The following is a 15,270-nucleotide window of genomic DNA, read 5'->3' as shown; positions in this document are numbered from 1 at the left end:
TAAGCCAACATCGAGGCCTGCATGTCTTTCGATCTCGCCGCGCGCCTTGCTGCCCGCCGTGCTGAACACCTCTATCGCCAACGTCCGCTGCTTGAGAGCCCCCAGGGGCCGGAAGTGGTGGTCGATGGCCAGCCGCTGCTGGCCTTCTGCAACAACGACTACCTGGGCCTGGCCAATCACCCGCAGGTGATCGAAGCCTGGCGCGCCGGTGCTAACCGCTGGGGCGTGGGCGGTGGCGCTTCCCATCTGGTGATCGGCCACAGCGCGCCCCATCACGCCCTGGAAGAGGCTTTGGCCGAACTCACTGGCCGACCGCGGGCGTTGCTGTTTACCACCGGCTACATGGCCAACCTGGGCGCGGTCACGGCCCTGGTCGGGCAGGGCGATACGGTGCTGGAGGATCGTCTCAACCACGCCTCCCTGCTGGATGCCGGTCTGCTTTCCGGTGCGCGTTTCAATCGTTATCTGCACAACGATGCGTCGAGCCTGGCCAAGCGTCTGGAGAAGGCCACCGGCAATACCCTGGTGGTCACCGACGGGGTGTTCAGCATGGACGGCGATGTTGCCGACCTGCCCGCCCTGGCCCGGGAAACCAGAGCCAGGGGGGCTTGGTTGATGGTCGATGATGCCCATGGCTTCGGGCCACTGGGGGCCAAGGGTGCCGGGCTGGTGGAGCATTTCGGGCTGGGGCTGGATGACGTACCGGTGTTGGTGGGTACCCTGGGCAAGGCCTTTGGTACCGCCGGCGCCTTTGTCGCCGGCAGCGAAGATCTGATCGAAAGCCTGATCCAGTTCGCCCGACCTTATATCTACACCACCAGTCAGCCACCGGCCCTGGCCTGCGCCACTCTGAAAAGCCTGGAGTTGCTGCGCAGCGAACACTGGCGGCGCGAGCACCTGGCCAACTTGATCCGTCAGTTCCGTCAGGGCGCCGAGCAGATCGGCCTGGAGCTGATGGACAGCTTTACGCCGATCCAGCCGATCATGGTGGGTGACAGTGCCCGGGCCGTGGAGTTGTCACGGATGCTCCGTTCGCGGGGAATGATGGTCACTGCTATTCGTCCGCCGACTGTGCCGGCCGGCAGTGCGCGGCTGCGGGTGACCTTGTCCGCAGCCCACAGCGAGGCTCAGCTCCAGCTATTGTTAAGCGCGTTGGCGGATTGTTTCAGCGAACTGCAAACGGGGCCGAACCATGCGTGATCGACTGATTCTGTTGCCTGGCTGGGGGTTGGGGGTGTCACCCCTGGAGCCCTTGGCGGCGGCGTTGCAGGGGCTGGATGAACATTTGCGGGTAGCAATCGAGCCACTGCCAGAGCTGACTTCCAGTGATCTGCAGGAGTGGCTGGACGAACTCGATGATGCACTGCCGGACAATGCCTGGCTGGGGGGCTGGTCCCTGGGGGGCATGCTGGCTTCGGAGTTGGCAGCACGACGTGGCGAGCGTTGCTGCGGCTTGCTGACTCTGGCCAGCAATCCCTGTTTTGTTGCCCACGAGCAGTGGTCCAGTGCCATGGCGGCGGAAACCTTTGACGGTTTTCTGGCCGGCTGCGCCGCTGATCCGCGAACGACCCTCAAGCGTTTTTCCTTGCTTTGTGCCCAAGGTGCAGGCGACCCACGAGGCCTGTCGCGGTTGCTGCTGGGGGGCGCGCCAACGACCCCGGGGCCGGTGCTGATGGCGGGCCTGGAGTTGCTGGCGCAGCTGGATACTCGCGCCGCCTTGCAGAGCTTTCGCGGGCCGCAGTTGCACCTGTTCGCCGGGCTCGATGGCCTGGTGCCCGCCGAGGCCGCCAGTGAGCTGCTGGCGTTGTTGCCGGATGTAGAAGTTGGCCTGATTGAACAGGCCAGTCACGGTTTTCTTCTGGAGGACCCCCACGGAGTGGCGGGGGCGATCCAGGCTTTCTTGCATGAGTCCGGTGATGACTGATTTGTCTGTTCCTGTCTTACCCGCAGGCCTGCCTGACAAGCGTCAGGTGGCGGCTTCGTTTTCCCGGGCCGCAGCCAGTTACGACAGCGTTGCCGAGTTGCAGCGTACGGTCGGCCAGCAATTGCTGAGCCGTTTGCCGGAAGGCTGGACGCCTGCGCGCTGGCTGGACCTGGGTTGTGGTACAGGGCATTTCAGCCGGGTGTTGGCAGAGCGCTTCGCCGGCAGTCAGGGGCTGGCCCTGGATATTGCCGAGGGCATGCTCAAGCACGCGCGGCCTCTGGGTGGCGCCGAGCACTTCTTCGCCGGAGATGCCGAGCACCTGCCGTTGCAGAGCAGCAGCTGCGAGCTGATTTTCTCCAGCCTGGCGGTGCAATGGTGCGCGGATTTTGCAGCGGTGCTCAGTGAAGCCCGGCGGGTGCTGAAACCGGGAGGCGTGCTGGCGTTCGCCAGTCTGTGTGTCGGCACCTTGCAGGAGCTGCGTGAGAGCTGGGGGCAGGTCGATGGCCAGGTCCACGTCAATCGCTTTCGTGAGTTCGCACGCTATAGGCACTTGTGCGATGCCAGTGGATTGCAGGTACGTAGTCTGGAAAGCGTTCCCCATGTCCTGCATTACCCGGATGTGCGTAGTCTGACCCATGAATTGAAAGCCTTGGGTGCACACAATCTGAATCCCGGTCGCCCCGGTGGCCTCACCGGACGGGCGCGTATCGCCGGGTTGATCGAGGCTTACGAGGGTTTTCGTCAGTCCCAGGGACTGCCGGCGACCTATCAGGTGGTGTATGCCGTGTTGGAGAAACCGCTATGAGTGCTGCCTATTTCATTACCGGCACCGACACCGATGTGGGTAAAACCACCATTGCCGCGGGCTTGTTGCATGCAGCTCGGCTGGCCGGGCTGAGCACCGCGGCAGGCAAGCCTGTGGCTTCCGGGTGTGAGTTGAGCGCCAAGGGCCTGCGCAACGCCGATGCTCTGGCGCTGTTGGAACAGTCGTCGTTGCCATTGAGCTATGAAGAGGTCAATCCGATCGCCTTCGAGCCGGCCATCGCTCCCCACCTGGCGGCGCGGGAAGCCGGGGTGGCGTTGACGGTGCAGTCGTTGTTGACGCCCATGCGCCACATTTTGGCCAAGGGTGCGGACTTCACCTTGATCGAAGGCGCGGGCGGCTGGCGAGTGCCCCTGGCGGATCAAGACAATCTGTCGGACCTGGCGATGGCTTTGGGATTGCCGGTGATCCTCGTGGTGGGCGTGCGCCTGGGCTGTATCAACCATGCATTGCTCACCGCCGAGGCTATTGCTCAGGATGGTCTGCAACTGGCTGGATGGGTGGCCAATATCATTGATCCGAAGACCTCTCGTCTGGAAGAGAACCTGGCAACCCTGGCCGAACGCCTGCCGGCACCTTGCCTGGGGCGCGTTCCGAGACTCCGGCCGGCCAGTGCCGAAGCGGTGGCCGAGCACCTGCAACTGGATCTGCTGGACTAGATTTTGTCTATGGCAAGGCATATTGCCATTAGTGTTTTTGACGGGTGTTTTCTTGACGGGTCTGCTTCAATAACGCCTGTCACTCATTTTCAAGGTCGAGTTCTCCTATGGACATTTCCGGGAACAGCGCTTTCTACGCCGGACTGAACGCGATTCAGACTGGGCAGAATCGTGTCGATCAAGGTTCCAGCCAGATCGCCAGCAGCGCCGTTGAGCGCTCTGCCGACAGCCAGGCGTCGGTCAATCAGGTCAATCGCCTGCGTGGCGTGGACCGCAGCCAGGAGTCGGATCTGGCCAGCAGCATGGTCGAGATGTCCATGGGCAAGGTCCAGGTGGAACTGGGTGTGAAGGTCGCCAAGGCCTCTGATGAAGTCCTCGGTACGCTGATCGATACCTACGCTTGATGCTCCTCTGCCAAAGCCCGCTTCCCATGGAAGGCGGGTTTTTTCTCATGCCTTTGCTTTCTTAAATACCCTTTATTCCTCTCCCTAGCTGATCGCCGGCAAGCCGGCTCCTAGAATTTCACGGCCGGTGCTGTGGGTGTTCGCCTGGGCGTTGATTTTGTGCCGGTGACGAAAGGCATTGGCGCGACGCTTGACAAGATTTAGGCGTAAACGTATGTTTCAAACAACTGTTTGACCGCTATAAAAATTCAACGCGGTTGTTCATTCCCGGTTACATCAGCAGAGGTTTATCGCTATGCCTGACTACAAGGCCCCCTTGCGTGATATTCGCTTCGTTCGTGACGAGCTGCTCGGCTATGAGGCGCACTATCAGAGCCTCCCGGCTTGCCAGGACGCCACTCCGGACATGGTTGACGCCATTCTCGAGGAAGGTGCCAAGTTTTGTGAGCAGGTGTTGGCTCCGCTGAACCGTGTGGGCGATCTGGAAGGTTGCACCTGGAGTGAATCCGGCGTTAAGACTCCGACTGGTTTCAAAGAAGCCTACAAGCAATTCGTCGAAGGCGGCTGGCCAAGCCTGGCTCACGACGTTGAGCACGGTGGTCAGGGCCTGCCTGAATCCCTGGGCCTGGCGGTCAGCGAAATGGTCGGCGAGGCCAACTGGTCGTGGGGCATGTACCCAGGCCTGTCCCATGGCGCGATGAACACCATTTCCGAGCACGGCACTCCCGAGCAGCAAGAGGCCTACTTGACCAAGCTGGTGTCCGGCGAATGGACCGGCACCATGTGCCTGACCGAGCCGCACTGTGGCACCGACCTGGGCATGCTGCGCACCAAGGCCGAACCTCAGGCTGATGGTTCCTACAAAGTTACCGGCACCAAGATCTTCATCTCCGCTGGTGAGCACGATATGGCCGACAACATCGTCCACATCGTTCTGGCTCGCCTGCCCGATGCGCCAGCTGGCACCAAGGGCATTTCGCTGTTCATCGTACCCAAGTTCCTGCCTAACGCTGATGGCAGCGTCGGCCAGCGCAACGCCGTGAGCTGTGGTTCCCTGGAACACAAGATGGGTATCCACGGTAACGCCACCTGCGTGATGAACTTCGACGCGGCTACCGGTTTCCTCATCGGCCCGGCGAACAAAGGTCTGAACTGCATGTTCACCTTTATGAACACCGCGCGTCTGGGGACTGCTCTGCAAGGTCTGGCCCACGCCGAGATCGGCTTTCAGGGCGGCCTGAAATACGCTCGCGATCGTCTGCAAATGCGCTCCTTGACTGGCCCGAAAGCGCCGGACAAGGCCGCTGACCCGATCATCGTGCACCCTGATGTGCGACGCATGCTGCTGACCATGAAAGCCTTCGCCGAAGGCAACCGGGCAATGGTCTACTTCACCGCCAAGCAGGTGGACATCGTCAAGTACGGCACGGACGAGGAAGAGAAGAAGAAAGCTGACGCACTGCTGGCTTTCATGACTCCGATCGCCAAAGCGTTCATGACCGAAGTCGGTTTCGAATCCGCCAACCACGGTGTGCAGATCTATGGTGGCCACGGTTTCATCGCCGAGTGGGGCATGGAGCAGAACGTTCGCGACAGCCGTATCTCGATGTTGTACGAAGGCACCACCGGCATCCAGGCACTGGACCTGCTGGGCCGTAAAGTGCTGATGACTCAAGGCGAGGCCCTCAAGGGTTTCACCAAGATCGTCCACAAGTTCTGCCAGAACAACGAAGGCAACGAAGCGGTGAAGGAATTCGTTGCACCGCTGGCAGCACTGAACAAAGAGTGGGGCGAGCTGACCATGAAAGTGGGCATGGCCGCGATGAAAGACCGTGAGGAAGTGGGCGCGGCTTCGGTGGACTACCTGATGTATTCCGGTTATGCCTGCCTGGCTTACTTCTGGGCCGAGATGGCGCGTCTGGCGGCTGAAAAGCTGGCAGCCGGTACCACTGAAGAGGCGTTCTACACCGCCAAGCTGCAGACTGCGCGCTTCTACTTCCAGCGCATTCTGCCGCGTACCCGCACTCATGTTGCGACCATGCTCTCGGGTGCCAATAACCTGATGGACATGAAGGAAGAGGACTTCGGCCTGGCTTACTGAGCCTGACTGAACGCTTCGAAAAAGCCGCTCGCCCCTTGGGTTGAGCGGCTTTTTTATGCCTGCAGAATCTTCATGAAAATTCCCGACTAAATCGCTAAGCAGAAGCGATTTCCTGCCGTTAAAGAGATGGCAATGTGATGTCTGTCACGTCGCATGTGCTTAACTTCAATAAATGAAGGCACAATGCCACCTATTGATCAGCCGGGTCGGAGTTTTACCCTTGCCGCGTTCTTCCGCTGTACGTTTCAGTCATTTTCTACCGTCTTTAGTGCTTTTGCTTGCGGGGCTGGCGGCCGCCTACGTCAAGGACCTCAACGTCTTCTTCACTTCACTGTTCAACGTGCTACCGACTCTGGTGCTGTTGCTCGGTGGTGCGTATTGCGCGGTGTATCGGCGTCAGCGTGAGTTGTTCCTGATGGTTACGGTGTACATCGCCTACTTTCTGTTGGATACCCAGACCGATTACTACCGGGATCACGGCTCGGTCCGTGAAGATGCGGCGGTGGTGTTCCACCTTTGCTGCCTGTTACTGCCTTTGCTGTTTGGCCTGTTCGCCGCCTGGCAGGAGCGCACGCACCTGTTTCAGGACATGGTGGCGCGCTTTGCCGTGTTGCTGGCATTTGGCAGTGTCGCCCTGGGCCTTGAGCAGAGTTACCCACAGGCGCTGCTGAACTGGCTGGCGGAGATCCGCTGGCCGGCGCTGCACGGCAGTTGGATGAGTTTGATCCAGTTGTCGTACCCGGTATTCTTCGCCTCCTTCCTGCTGCTGGCGATCCAGTACTGGCGCAATCCACGGCCACTGCATGCGGCGCAGCTCGTGGGGCTGTTGGGGCTGTTCTGGATGTTGCCCAAGACCTTCATCCTGCCATTCACCCTGAACATCATGTGCAGCCAGGTAATGCTGATGATTGCTGCTGCGGTGGCACATGAGGCTTACCAGATGGCCTTCCGTGATGAGCTGACCGGCTTGCCGGGACGCCGGGCCTTGAATGAGCGCATGCAGCGCTTGGGGCGCAGCTATGTGTTGGCCATGAGCGACGTCGATCACTTCAAGAAATTCAACGATACCCATGGTCATGATGTGGGTGACCAGGTGTTGCGCTTGGTGGCCAGCAAGCTGTCGAAAGTCACCGGTGGCGGGCGCGCCTATCGTTACGGCGGGGAAGAGTTCGCTGTGGTGTTTGCCGGCAAGACCCTGGATGAGTGCATGCCGCATCTGGAGATGATTCGCGAGGTCATTGCCAACTACAACATTCAGTTGCGCAATTCCGACAGCCGTCCCCAGGACGATCAGCAAGGTCGTCAGCGGCGTGGCGCTGCTGCGGCTTCCAGTGTTTCGGTGACCATCAGTATCGGTGTCGCCGAGCGGCTGATGGAGCATCGGACCCCCGAGGAAGTGCTCAAGTCCGCCGACCAGGCGCTCTACAGCGCCAAGGGCGCCGGGCGTAACTGTGTCATGGCGTTCGGGCAGAATCGCCGTGGTGCGGTACGCATGGATACCGCTGCGGGTTGAGTGATGATGGCGCATTCAGCGACTGGACAGTCATTGGCAGGCTGAGGGCGGCGGCAGTAGGTTGGGGCGATCTGCTACCGGAGAAATCACCATGCCCGAGTATCAAGCGCCCTTGCGCGACATGCGTTTTCTGATCGATCACGTCTTCGACTTTCATGCCGGTTACGCGGCGCTGGGGGCCACTGACGCCAGCCCGGACATGGTCAGCGCGATCCTTGAAGAGGGTGCCAGGTTCTGTGAGAACGTCCTGGCCCCGCTGAACCGCTCCGGTGATGAGGAAGGCTGCCATTTCGACAACGGCGTGGTGACCACTCCCAAGGGATTCAAACAGGCCTTCGCTCAGTATGTGGAGGGTGGATGGCACGGACTGGCGGCTGATCCCGCTTATGGCGGCCAAGGGCTGCCCCACTCGCTGGGGTTGGTGATCAGCGAGATGGTAGGTTCCAGCAATACCTCCTGGGGCATGTATCCAGGGCTGACCCACGGCGCTATGTCGGCGATTCATGCTCATGGCACCGAGGACCAGAAGCAGCTGTACCTGAGCAAGCTCACCGCCGGGCAGTGGACCGGCACCATGTGCCTGACCGAAGCCCATTGCGGCACCGATCTGGGCATCATCAAGACACGCGCGGTGCCCCAGGCCGATGGTAGTTATGCGTTGTCAGGGAGCAAGATTTTCATCTCCGCCGGCGAGCACGACATGAGTGAGAACATCATTCACCTGGTGCTGGCGAAGCTGCCGGATGCCCCGCCCGGAACCAAGGGGATTTCGCTGTTCATCGTACCCAAGTTCTTGCCGGACGCGGCGGGTGAGGCCGCTGAGCGCAATGGCGTGAGCTGCGGCTCCATTGAGCACAAGATGGGGATCAAGGCTTCGGCCACCTGCGTGTTGAACTTTGATGGTGCCAAGGGATTCCTGATCGGCGAGGCCAACAAAGGCCTGAACTGCATGTTCACCATGATGAACCATGCACGTCTTGGTACTGGGATGCAGGGACTATGTCTGGGTGAAACGAGCTTCCAGGGAGCGATCAAATACGCCAATGATCGCTTGCAGATGCGCTCCCTGAGCGGTCCCAAGGCTCCAGGCAAGGTGGCCGATCCGATCATTGTCCACCCCGATGTGCGGCGCATGCTGCTGACCATGAAGGCGTTCAATGAGGGCAATCGGGCCCTGGCTTATTTCACCGCCCAGTTGCTGGATGTGGCTCATTTGAGTCGCGATGACCGGCAGCGTCAGGAGGCCGAAGACCTCCTGGCGTTCCTGACGCCGATCTGCAAGGCCTTCATGACCGAGACCGGCCTGGAAGTGACCAACCACGGGATGCAGGTTTTTGGCGGCCATGGCTTCATTCGTGAATGGGGCATGGAGCAGTTGGTGCGTGATTGTCGTATTGCACCGATCTACGAGGGCACCAACGGAATTCAGGCCCTGGACCTGTTGGGTCGCAAAGTGCTGGGTAGCCAAGGACAGTTGCTGCTGGGGTTCACCAGGCTTGTGCACAAGTTCTGCACGGCAAATGCCGAGCATCCGCAACTCAAGGCCCATGTCGCGCAACTCGATGGCTTGAACCGCCAGTGGGGCGGGTTGACCACCAAGGTGGGCATGGCCGCCATGAAGAACCCGGACGAAGTGGGCGCCGCAGCCATGGACTACCTGATGTACAGCGGTTACATCGTCCTGGCCTACCTTTGGTTGCGCATGGCCCTGGTGGCTCAGCAGCAACTTGAAGCGGGGCTGGGCGATGGTGATTTCGCCAAGGCCAAGCTCGCCACCTGCGAGTTCTACTTCAAGCGGTTACTTCCACGTACGGGCGCTCATCTGGCGGCTATTGAGGCCGGCAGTGATTGCCTGATGAACCTTCCAGCAGAGTTGTTCGCCCTGTAAGTACGCTGCATGTCCTGGATACCGCCCGCTTATTGCGGGCTTTGCCATACTTGAACTTCGCTGTGACTAAAAATAACAAAAAGGTCACTAGTTGACCCTATGTGTCGCAAAAGTTGTTCGGGTACACTCGGCTTTTCGTAAATGGGCCTGTTTCGGCCCACTTGTTTAGATCTTGCGAGGTTTGCCATGGCTGACTACAAAGCCCCCCTGCGCGATATGCGCTTCGTCCTCAATGAAGTTTTCGAGGTCGCCAAGCTTTGGGCCCAGTTGCCGGCTTTGGCTGAGACAGTGGATGCCGAGACCGTCGAGGCGATTCTGCAAGAGGCTGGCAAAGTCACCGCCAGAAGTATCGCCCCGCTGAGCCGCAGCGCCGACGAGGAAGGTTGCCACTGGAACAACACCGTGGTGACCACCCCAGAGGGCTTTCCACAGGCCTATCAGACTTATGCCGAAGGTGGCTGGGTCGGCGTGGGCGGCGATCCCGAGTTCGGTGGCATGGGCATGCCCAAGGCGGTGTCGGCTCAGGTCGAGGAAATGGTCAATTCGGCGAGCCTGGCTTTCGGCCTGTATCCGATGCTGACCGCCGGAGCCTGCCTGTCGATCAACGCGCACGCTAGCGAAGAGCTGAAAGCCACCTACCTGCCGAACATGTACGCCGGTGTCTGGGCCGGTTCCATGTGCCTGACCGAACCCCATGCCGGTACCGATCTGGGGATCATCCGTACCAAGGCCGAGCCTCAGGCGGATGGCTCCTTTGCTATCAGCGGGACCAAGATCTTCATTACTGGTGGCGAACACGACCTTACGGAAAACATCATTCACCTGGTGCTGGCCAAGCTGCCGGATGCACCGGCGGGTCCAAAGGGAATCTCCCTGTTCCTGGTGCCCAAGTTGATGGTCAACGCCGATGGCAGTCTGGGTGAGCGCAACCCGGTGAGTTGCGGTTCGATCGAACACAAGATGGGCATCCAGGCTTCGTCCACCTGCGTGATGAACTTTGACCAGGCCATTGGCTACCTGGTGGGGGAGCCGAACAAAGGGTTGGCGGCGATGTTCACCATGATGAACTACGAGCGCCTGGGTGTGGGTATCCAGGGCCTGGCCACGGGTGAACGTTCCTATCAGAACGCGGTTGAATACGCCCGTGATCGTCTGCAGAGCCGTTCGCCGACTGGACCAAAAGCCAAGGACAAGGCCGCCGATCCGATCATCGTGCACCCGGACGTGCGGCGCATGCTGCTGACCATGAAGGCTGCCAACGAGGGAGGGCGGGCCTTCTCCACTTATGTGGCGATGCAACTGGATACTGCCAAGTTCAGCGAAGACACTGAGACTCGCAAACGTGCGGAAAGCCTGGTGGCCTTGTTGACTCCGGTGGCCAAGGCATTTCTAACCGACCTGGGTTTGGAAACCACGATTCATGGCCAGCAGGTTTTCGGTGGCCACGGCTACATCCGTGAGTGGGGTCAGGAACAACTGGTTCGCGACGTGCGGATCACCCAAATCTATGAAGGCACCAACGGCATTCAGGCCTTGGACCTGGTCGGACGCAAGATCGTTGGTAGCGGCGGTGCGCTCTATTCCGTGTTCGCCGACGAGATTCGCCACTTCACCGCGACCGCCGATGCTCAGCTAGAGGAGTTCACTCGCCCCTTGAACGCGGCCCTGCAGAATCTGGACGAACTGACGGCCTGGCTGCTGGACAGGACGACTGCCAACCCCAACGAGATTGGCGCGGCTTCAGTGGAGTATCTGCAGGTCTTTGGCTATACGGCTTATGCCTACATGTGGGCGCTGATGGCCAAGGCCGCGCTGGGCAAGGAGCAGGCTGAGGACTTTTATGCCAGCAAACTGGGGACTGCGCGTTTCTACTTCGCTCGTCTACTGCCGCGCATTCACTCCCTGACGGCTTCGGTAAAAGCGGGTAGCGAGTCGCTGTTCTTGCTGCAGGCGGAGCAGTTTTAATGAATAAGGGCGTTTGTAAGTAATCTCTTACATAACGAGCTGCTGATCGTCCATATCGGTAGATGACGGCTGAGGCTAATCTACTTCACATGGACGTCGCGCAGGAAGCGCAAAGCAACAACACGGACACGTAGGATTCTGCCAGGATGGCGGAGTGAAAAGGATGTCAGGGAAACAGTCTGCAAAACCCCGCTTCGGCGGGGTTTTCTTTTTTCGGACTTTTTATTTCAGCGAGTTCAACCCAGCGTTTCCGGCACTGCAGTGCCACCCAGGCGCCCATCCTGGGTATTCATCGAGTCCTCCAATAAAGTTCGCAGTAATTCCAGCGTCCCGTGCTGACGCTGCAGATCTCGACAGACCAACCCGACTTTCAGTGGCACCCTGGGCTCACTCAGTGGTTTCCACAGCAACTCCTTGTTGCTGTGCTGCTGTTGTGAGCGGCCGGGGAGTACGGTTGCCAGCCGCGTGTGGGGCAGGCTGTCGAGAATACCGGCCATATTGTTCAATTCCGCCTGCACCTGCGGGCGTCGTCCCAGGCTGGCCAGTTGTGCCTGCCAGATCTGACGGATCTGAAACTCCTCGCCCAATAGCAGCATCGGCAACTCCGCCGCCTGGCTCATGGACACTTTCTTGAATTCGCGTAGCGGATGTTGTTCGGGAATGACCAAGGTCAGTTCGTCTTCGTACAGCGGTACGCCATGCAGTCCCGGCTGGCGAGGCGGCAGGTAGCTGATGCCGATGTCCAGTGAACCATTGAGTAAGCGTCGTTCGATTTCCAGCCCGGTCAGCTCATAGATCTGCACCACCAGGTGTGGTTGGGCCTTGCGCACACGCTCGAGCATTTGCGGCACCAGGCCGGAGTGCACCGTTTGCAGCACACCAATGGCTAGAGTCCGTAATGCCTGGCCCTTGAAGTTGCCCAGGGCTTCACGGGCCCGTTGCAAACCGTCGAGCAGAGGCAGGGCGTGGTTGTACAGCGTATGGGCGGCGAGGGTTGGCAGCAGGCGCTTGCTGCTGCGTTCAAACAGGCTGACGTCGAGGTTCTGCTCCAACTGGCGGATCTGCTGGGAGAGCGCCGGTTGTGAGATTGAGAGGCGCTCTGCGGCGCGGCCCACATGGCCTTCTTCATACACCGCGACGAAATAACGCAGTTGCTTAAAATCCATAAGTATTTCTTATCGAAAAAGCTTAAAAATCGAAATGGCTTGAAGCCCGCAGGACGCCTAGTCTACCGCCTATTCACAAGGCTTACAGGGCCGGGAAGCGCGATGAATAGCGGTAATGTCGATGGCGTTTACATAGGCAAGGCAATAAATGTTGGCCAAGGTTTGGTCTGTGAAACCGACAACCCCCTGGTTGCAAACCGTCTCTGGTTATGTGCTCAAGGCCTGGGCGGCGGCGAACATCGTGATCCACGCTTTCACACTGCCCTTGAACGAGCACTGCAGCACTATCGCGACGAACACTCCGCCTACTTGCGCAAAAATGATCCACAGTTCGGACGCTGCGGGCCGGCTGCAGGAGAAAATCTCTCGACCCACGGTCTGGGTAAAGAGCAGGTGTGTCTGGAGACCCGGCGAGCATGAATCTGTTCAGTTCGCGCCGCTCCCCGCCGAGCCTGGATGATTTGGCTGTCGAGCCTTATGCGACCATCTCGGATGTCCCTTTCTCCAGTGAGCGTCTGATGCTCAGTGTGCAGCGTCCCCAGCCGGTGTTCGTGCGTGGTCAGGGCTCCTGGCTGTGGGACAGTGATGACCGTACCTACCTGGACTTCACTCAGGCCGGGGCCGCTAACAGCCTTGGTCACAGTCCTTCGGTGCTGGTCAGTGCCATCACCGCCCAGGCCCAGTCGCTGATCAACCCCGGTTCGGGTTTCTATAACCGTGGAATGCTCAAGCTCGCCGATCGGTTGTGCCGCAACACTGGCAGCGACCAGGCTTATCTGTTGAGCAGCGGCAGCGAAGCCTGCGAGGCGGCGATCAAGCTGGCGCGCAAATGGGGCCAACTGCACCGCGGTGGCGCGGCAGGGATCATCACTGCCAGCCGCAGTTGCCATGGTCGCGGCTTTGCGGCGCTGTCAGCGGCCGGCGACGGCGCCCCGGGTAACCGTTTCGAACCTCAGTTGCCTGGCTTCAGCCAAGTGCCGTTCAACGATCTGCCGGCTTTGCATGCGGCGGTAGATGCGCAAACGGTGGCGATCATGCTGGAACCGATCCAGGGCGAAGCAGGGGTCATTCCGGCGACTGAGCACTATCTCAAAGGGGTCGAGCGCCTGTGCCGGGAGCTGGGCATTCTGTTGATCCTCGATGAGGTCCAGACCGGTGCAGGCCGTTGTGGCACCCTGCTGGCTGAGCAGTTGTATGGCGTACGCGCCGATATCATTGCCTTGGGCAAGGGGCTTGGCGGCGGCGTGCCATTGGCGGCGCTGCTGGCACGGGGCAAGGCCTGTTGTTTCGAACATGGCGAGTTGGACGGTACGCACCACGGCAACGCCTTGATGACCTCGGCCGGCCTGGCGGTGCTGGACAGTCTGCAGGAGCACGGTTTTCTGCGGCAGGTACGCACCAATGGGCAGTACCTGGGTCAGGAACTGACTCGCCTGGCGAGCCGCTATGCACAGGGCCAGGTCCGTGGTCACGGCCTGCTCTGGGGCATGACCCTGGCGGACGACTCGGCAGCGGCGGTGCTCAAGGCGGCCTTGCATGAGGGGTTGTTGCTCAATGCCCCGCAACCGAACTGCCTGCGCTTCACTCCGGCACTGAGTGTCAGCAAGGGCAATATTGACGAGATGCTCCTGCGCTTGGCTCGGGCCTTCTCCCGGGTGCGTACCGCTCAATTGCAATGTCGCAAGGGAGTGGCCGTCTGATGCGCGTGCTGATCCTGCAGCATTCGTCCGCTGCCGGCCCGGGCCGGATCAACCAGTGGTTGCTGGAGCGGGCGAGTGCCGTGCACATCTGTCACCTGTATGCACAGGCCCGCCTGCCTCGGCTTGACAGCTTTGACCTGCTGATCGCTCTGGGCGGCCCGATGAGTGTGCATGACGAGGCACAGACTCCCTGGCTGGTGGCGGAAAAACGTCTGCTGCGCAAGGCCTTGTCTGCGGGTAAGCGAGTGCTGGGCATTGGCCTGGGAGGCCAGCTCCTGGCGCAGGCACTGGGGGCGCAAGTCCGTCCCAGCGCCACCCGCGAGATCGGTTGGTGGCCGGTGGAAAAGTACCCGAATGCCCAAGACTCGCCTCTCGGGCTGGCACTGCCGGAGCGCTTGATGGCTTTTCATTGGCATGGCGAAAGCTTCGACTTGCCCAAGGGCGCATTGCCGCTTTATCGCTCGGCAGCTTGTGTTCATCAGGGATTTATCTGGCAGGAACGGGCCATTGCCCTGCAGTGCCTATTGCAGAGCGACCTGCAGAGCATCGAGGCGCTTTTGCAGACTCGTCCCCAAGGCTGGTTGAACGCTGAGCACAGTGCAAAACCCGATAGTGTTGAAGACCCGCAAGCGATTCTCGCCGGGATCCCCCATTGCGGTGGCCTGGCACCAACCCTGTTCCGTGTCCTGGATTACTTGTCAGGGCCACATCCGACTTTACGTTGACTGAATTCCTGAACCGTCTCGCGGTATAACGCATCGCCCTGTGTCCGATTTTTCGCATGGGGCGTTTTTTTGTCTGCGTCCTTGAGCAGAAACACGGCATTGAGGCGCTTGCCTGGGGCAGGCAGTGATTGCTCTGAACCCTGGCGTGGGCCCAGGGTCGATTGCAAGTAAGGCTCACCCGAGCCGACTGCTATCAGGAGCTGCACCATGGACTTGATCCGTATTATCTTCGCCATTCTCTTGCCGCCCTTGGGCGTCTTTCTGCAAGTAGGCTTCGGCGGTGCCTTCTGGCTCAACATCCTCCTGACTCTGTGCGGGTACATCCCTGGCATTGTGCATGCGGTGTACATCATCGCTAAACGCTGATCCTGAAGCTGCCCGCTCCAGCGGAGCGGGCATGGC

General features: G+C 60.1%; 14 protein-coding genes. 13 read left to right on the top strand and 1 reads right to left on the bottom strand.

Going from position 1 to position 15,270, the window contains the following annotated elements:
• Positions 1–21: 21 nt before the first annotated feature.
• The 9 genes from bioF to GV819_RS23830 all read left to right on the top strand — a co-directional run bounded on the left by bioF (position 22) and on the right by GV819_RS23830 (position 11,277).
• On the top strand, positions 22–1,200 hold the full coding sequence (bioF, locus tag GV819_RS23870) for an 8-amino-7-oxononanoate synthase (protein WP_161758502.1): 1,179 nt from the start codon (positions 22–24) through the stop codon (positions 1,198–1,200).
• Positions 1,193–1,924 (top strand): alpha/beta fold hydrolase, encoded by a 732-nt coding sequence (locus tag GV819_RS23865; RefSeq protein WP_161758501.1) that lies wholly within the window; start codon positions 1,193–1,195, stop codon positions 1,922–1,924. Before bioF ends, GV819_RS23865 begins: the two co-directional genes overlap by 8 nt.
• Positions 1,917–2,729, top strand: a complete 813-nt coding sequence (gene bioC, locus GV819_RS23860) for a malonyl-ACP O-methyltransferase BioC (RefSeq protein ID WP_161758500.1) — start codon at positions 1,917–1,919, stop codon at positions 2,727–2,729. Before GV819_RS23865 ends, bioC begins: the two co-directional genes overlap by 8 nt.
• A complete protein-coding gene (bioD, locus tag GV819_RS23855; protein WP_161758499.1) occupies positions 2,726–3,406 on the top strand; it encodes a dethiobiotin synthase in 681 nt (226 codons plus the stop codon). The genes bioC and bioD overlap by 4 nt, the downstream gene beginning before the upstream one ends.
• Positions 3,407–3,513: 107 nt before the next feature.
• The gene (locus GV819_RS23850; protein ID WP_161758498.1) at positions 3,514–3,810 is read left to right on the top strand and encodes a pyrroloquinoline quinone biosynthesis protein PqqE; all 297 of its coding nucleotides are present in this window, start codon (positions 3,514–3,516) and stop codon (positions 3,808–3,810) included.
• 295 nt (positions 3,811–4,105) lie between these two features.
• Positions 4,106–5,911 (top strand): phenylacyl-CoA dehydrogenase, encoded by a 1,806-nt coding sequence (locus tag GV819_RS23845; protein ID WP_161758497.1) that lies wholly within the window; start codon positions 4,106–4,108, stop codon positions 5,909–5,911.
• A gap of 220 nt (positions 5,912–6,131) precedes the next feature.
• Complete coding sequence (locus tag GV819_RS23840; protein WP_161758496.1) at positions 6,132–7,424, top strand: GGDEF domain-containing protein; 1,293 nt, start codon at positions 6,132–6,134, stop codon at positions 7,422–7,424.
• Positions 7,425–7,515: 91 nt separating this feature from the next.
• Complete coding sequence (locus GV819_RS23835) at positions 7,516–9,312, top strand: acyl-CoA dehydrogenase C-terminal domain-containing protein (protein WP_161758495.1); 1,797 nt, start codon at positions 7,516–7,518, stop codon at positions 9,310–9,312.
• Between the two features lie 186 nt (positions 9,313–9,498).
• Complete coding sequence (locus GV819_RS23830) at positions 9,499–11,277, top strand: acyl-CoA dehydrogenase C-terminal domain-containing protein (RefSeq protein ID WP_161758494.1); 1,779 nt, start codon at positions 9,499–9,501, stop codon at positions 11,275–11,277.
• A 236-nt stretch (positions 11,278–11,513) separates the two neighbouring features.
• On the opposite strand, the gene GV819_RS23825 is transcribed toward GV819_RS23830, so the two are convergent.
• Entirely contained in the window at positions 11,514–12,443 is a 930-nt protein-coding gene (locus tag GV819_RS23825; RefSeq protein WP_161758493.1) for a LysR family transcriptional regulator, read from the bottom strand.
• A 102-nt stretch (positions 12,444–12,545) separates the two neighbouring features.
• Here GV819_RS23825 and GV819_RS23820 point away from each other — a divergent pair, with 102 nt between their 5' ends.
• The 4 genes from GV819_RS23820 (at position 12,546) to GV819_RS23805 (ending at position 15,234) form a co-directional block, all read left to right on the top strand.
• Entirely contained in the window at positions 12,546–12,863 is a 318-nt protein-coding gene (locus GV819_RS23820; RefSeq protein WP_161758492.1) for a hypothetical protein, read from the top strand.
• Positions 12,860–14,143: an aspartate aminotransferase family protein gene (locus GV819_RS23815; RefSeq protein WP_161758491.1), complete on the top strand. Its 1,284-nt coding sequence runs from the start codon at positions 12,860–12,862 to the stop codon at positions 14,141–14,143. Before GV819_RS23820 ends, GV819_RS23815 begins: the two co-directional genes overlap by 4 nt.
• Complete coding sequence (locus GV819_RS23810) at positions 14,143–14,868, top strand: type 1 glutamine amidotransferase (protein WP_161758490.1); 726 nt, start codon at positions 14,143–14,145, stop codon at positions 14,866–14,868. Before GV819_RS23815 ends, GV819_RS23810 begins: the two co-directional genes overlap by 1 nt.
• A gap of 207 nt (positions 14,869–15,075) precedes the next feature.
• Complete coding sequence (locus tag GV819_RS23805) at positions 15,076–15,234, top strand: YqaE/Pmp3 family membrane protein (RefSeq protein WP_011063854.1); 159 nt, start codon at positions 15,076–15,078, stop codon at positions 15,232–15,234.
• The last annotated feature ends 36 nt before the right edge of the window (positions 15,235–15,270 follow it).

The sequence above is a fragment of the Pseudomonas sp. Fl5BN2 genome (genome assembly GCF_009908205.1).
Taxonomy (GTDB): domain Bacteria; phylum Pseudomonadota; class Gammaproteobacteria; order Pseudomonadales; family Pseudomonadaceae; genus Aquipseudomonas.
The sequence above is the reverse complement of the archived record's forward strand: the minus strand, read 5'-3'. Positions and strand labels throughout refer to the sequence as shown.

Excerpts from the sequence above, each read along its gene's own strand:
- bioF (WP_161758502.1), top strand. The coding sequence starts at position 22 with ATGTCTTTCGATCTCGCCGCGCGCCTTGCTGCCCGCCGTGCTGAACAC.
- GV819_RS23865 (WP_161758501.1), top strand. The coding sequence starts at position 1,193 with ATGCGTGATCGACTGATTCTGTTGCCTGGCTGGGGGTTGGGGGTGTCA.
- bioC (WP_161758500.1), top strand. The coding sequence starts at position 1,917 with ATGACTGATTTGTCTGTTCCTGTCTTACCCGCAGGCCTGCCTGACAAG.
- bioD (WP_161758499.1), top strand. The coding sequence starts at position 2,726 with ATGAGTGCTGCCTATTTCATTACCGGCACCGACACCGATGTGGGTAAA.
- GV819_RS23850 (WP_161758498.1), top strand. The coding sequence starts at position 3,514 with ATGGACATTTCCGGGAACAGCGCTTTCTACGCCGGACTGAACGCGATT.
- GV819_RS23845 (WP_161758497.1), top strand. The coding sequence starts at position 4,106 with ATGCCTGACTACAAGGCCCCCTTGCGTGATATTCGCTTCGTTCGTGAC.
- GV819_RS23835 (WP_161758495.1), top strand. The coding sequence starts at position 7,516 with ATGCCCGAGTATCAAGCGCCCTTGCGCGACATGCGTTTTCTGATCGAT.
- GV819_RS23830 (WP_161758494.1), top strand. The coding sequence starts at position 9,499 with ATGGCTGACTACAAAGCCCCCCTGCGCGATATGCGCTTCGTCCTCAAT.
- GV819_RS23825 (WP_161758493.1), bottom strand. The coding sequence starts at position 12,443 with ATGGATTTTAAGCAACTGCGTTATTTCGTCGCGGTGTATGAAGAAGGC.
- GV819_RS23820 (WP_161758492.1), top strand. The coding sequence starts at position 12,546 with ATGAATAGCGGTAATGTCGATGGCGTTTACATAGGCAAGGCAATAAAT.
- GV819_RS23815 (WP_161758491.1), top strand. The coding sequence starts at position 12,860 with ATGAATCTGTTCAGTTCGCGCCGCTCCCCGCCGAGCCTGGATGATTTG.
- GV819_RS23810 (WP_161758490.1), top strand. The coding sequence starts at position 14,143 with ATGCGCGTGCTGATCCTGCAGCATTCGTCCGCTGCCGGCCCGGGCCGG.
- GV819_RS23805 (WP_011063854.1), top strand. The coding sequence starts at position 15,076 with ATGGACTTGATCCGTATTATCTTCGCCATTCTCTTGCCGCCCTTGGGC.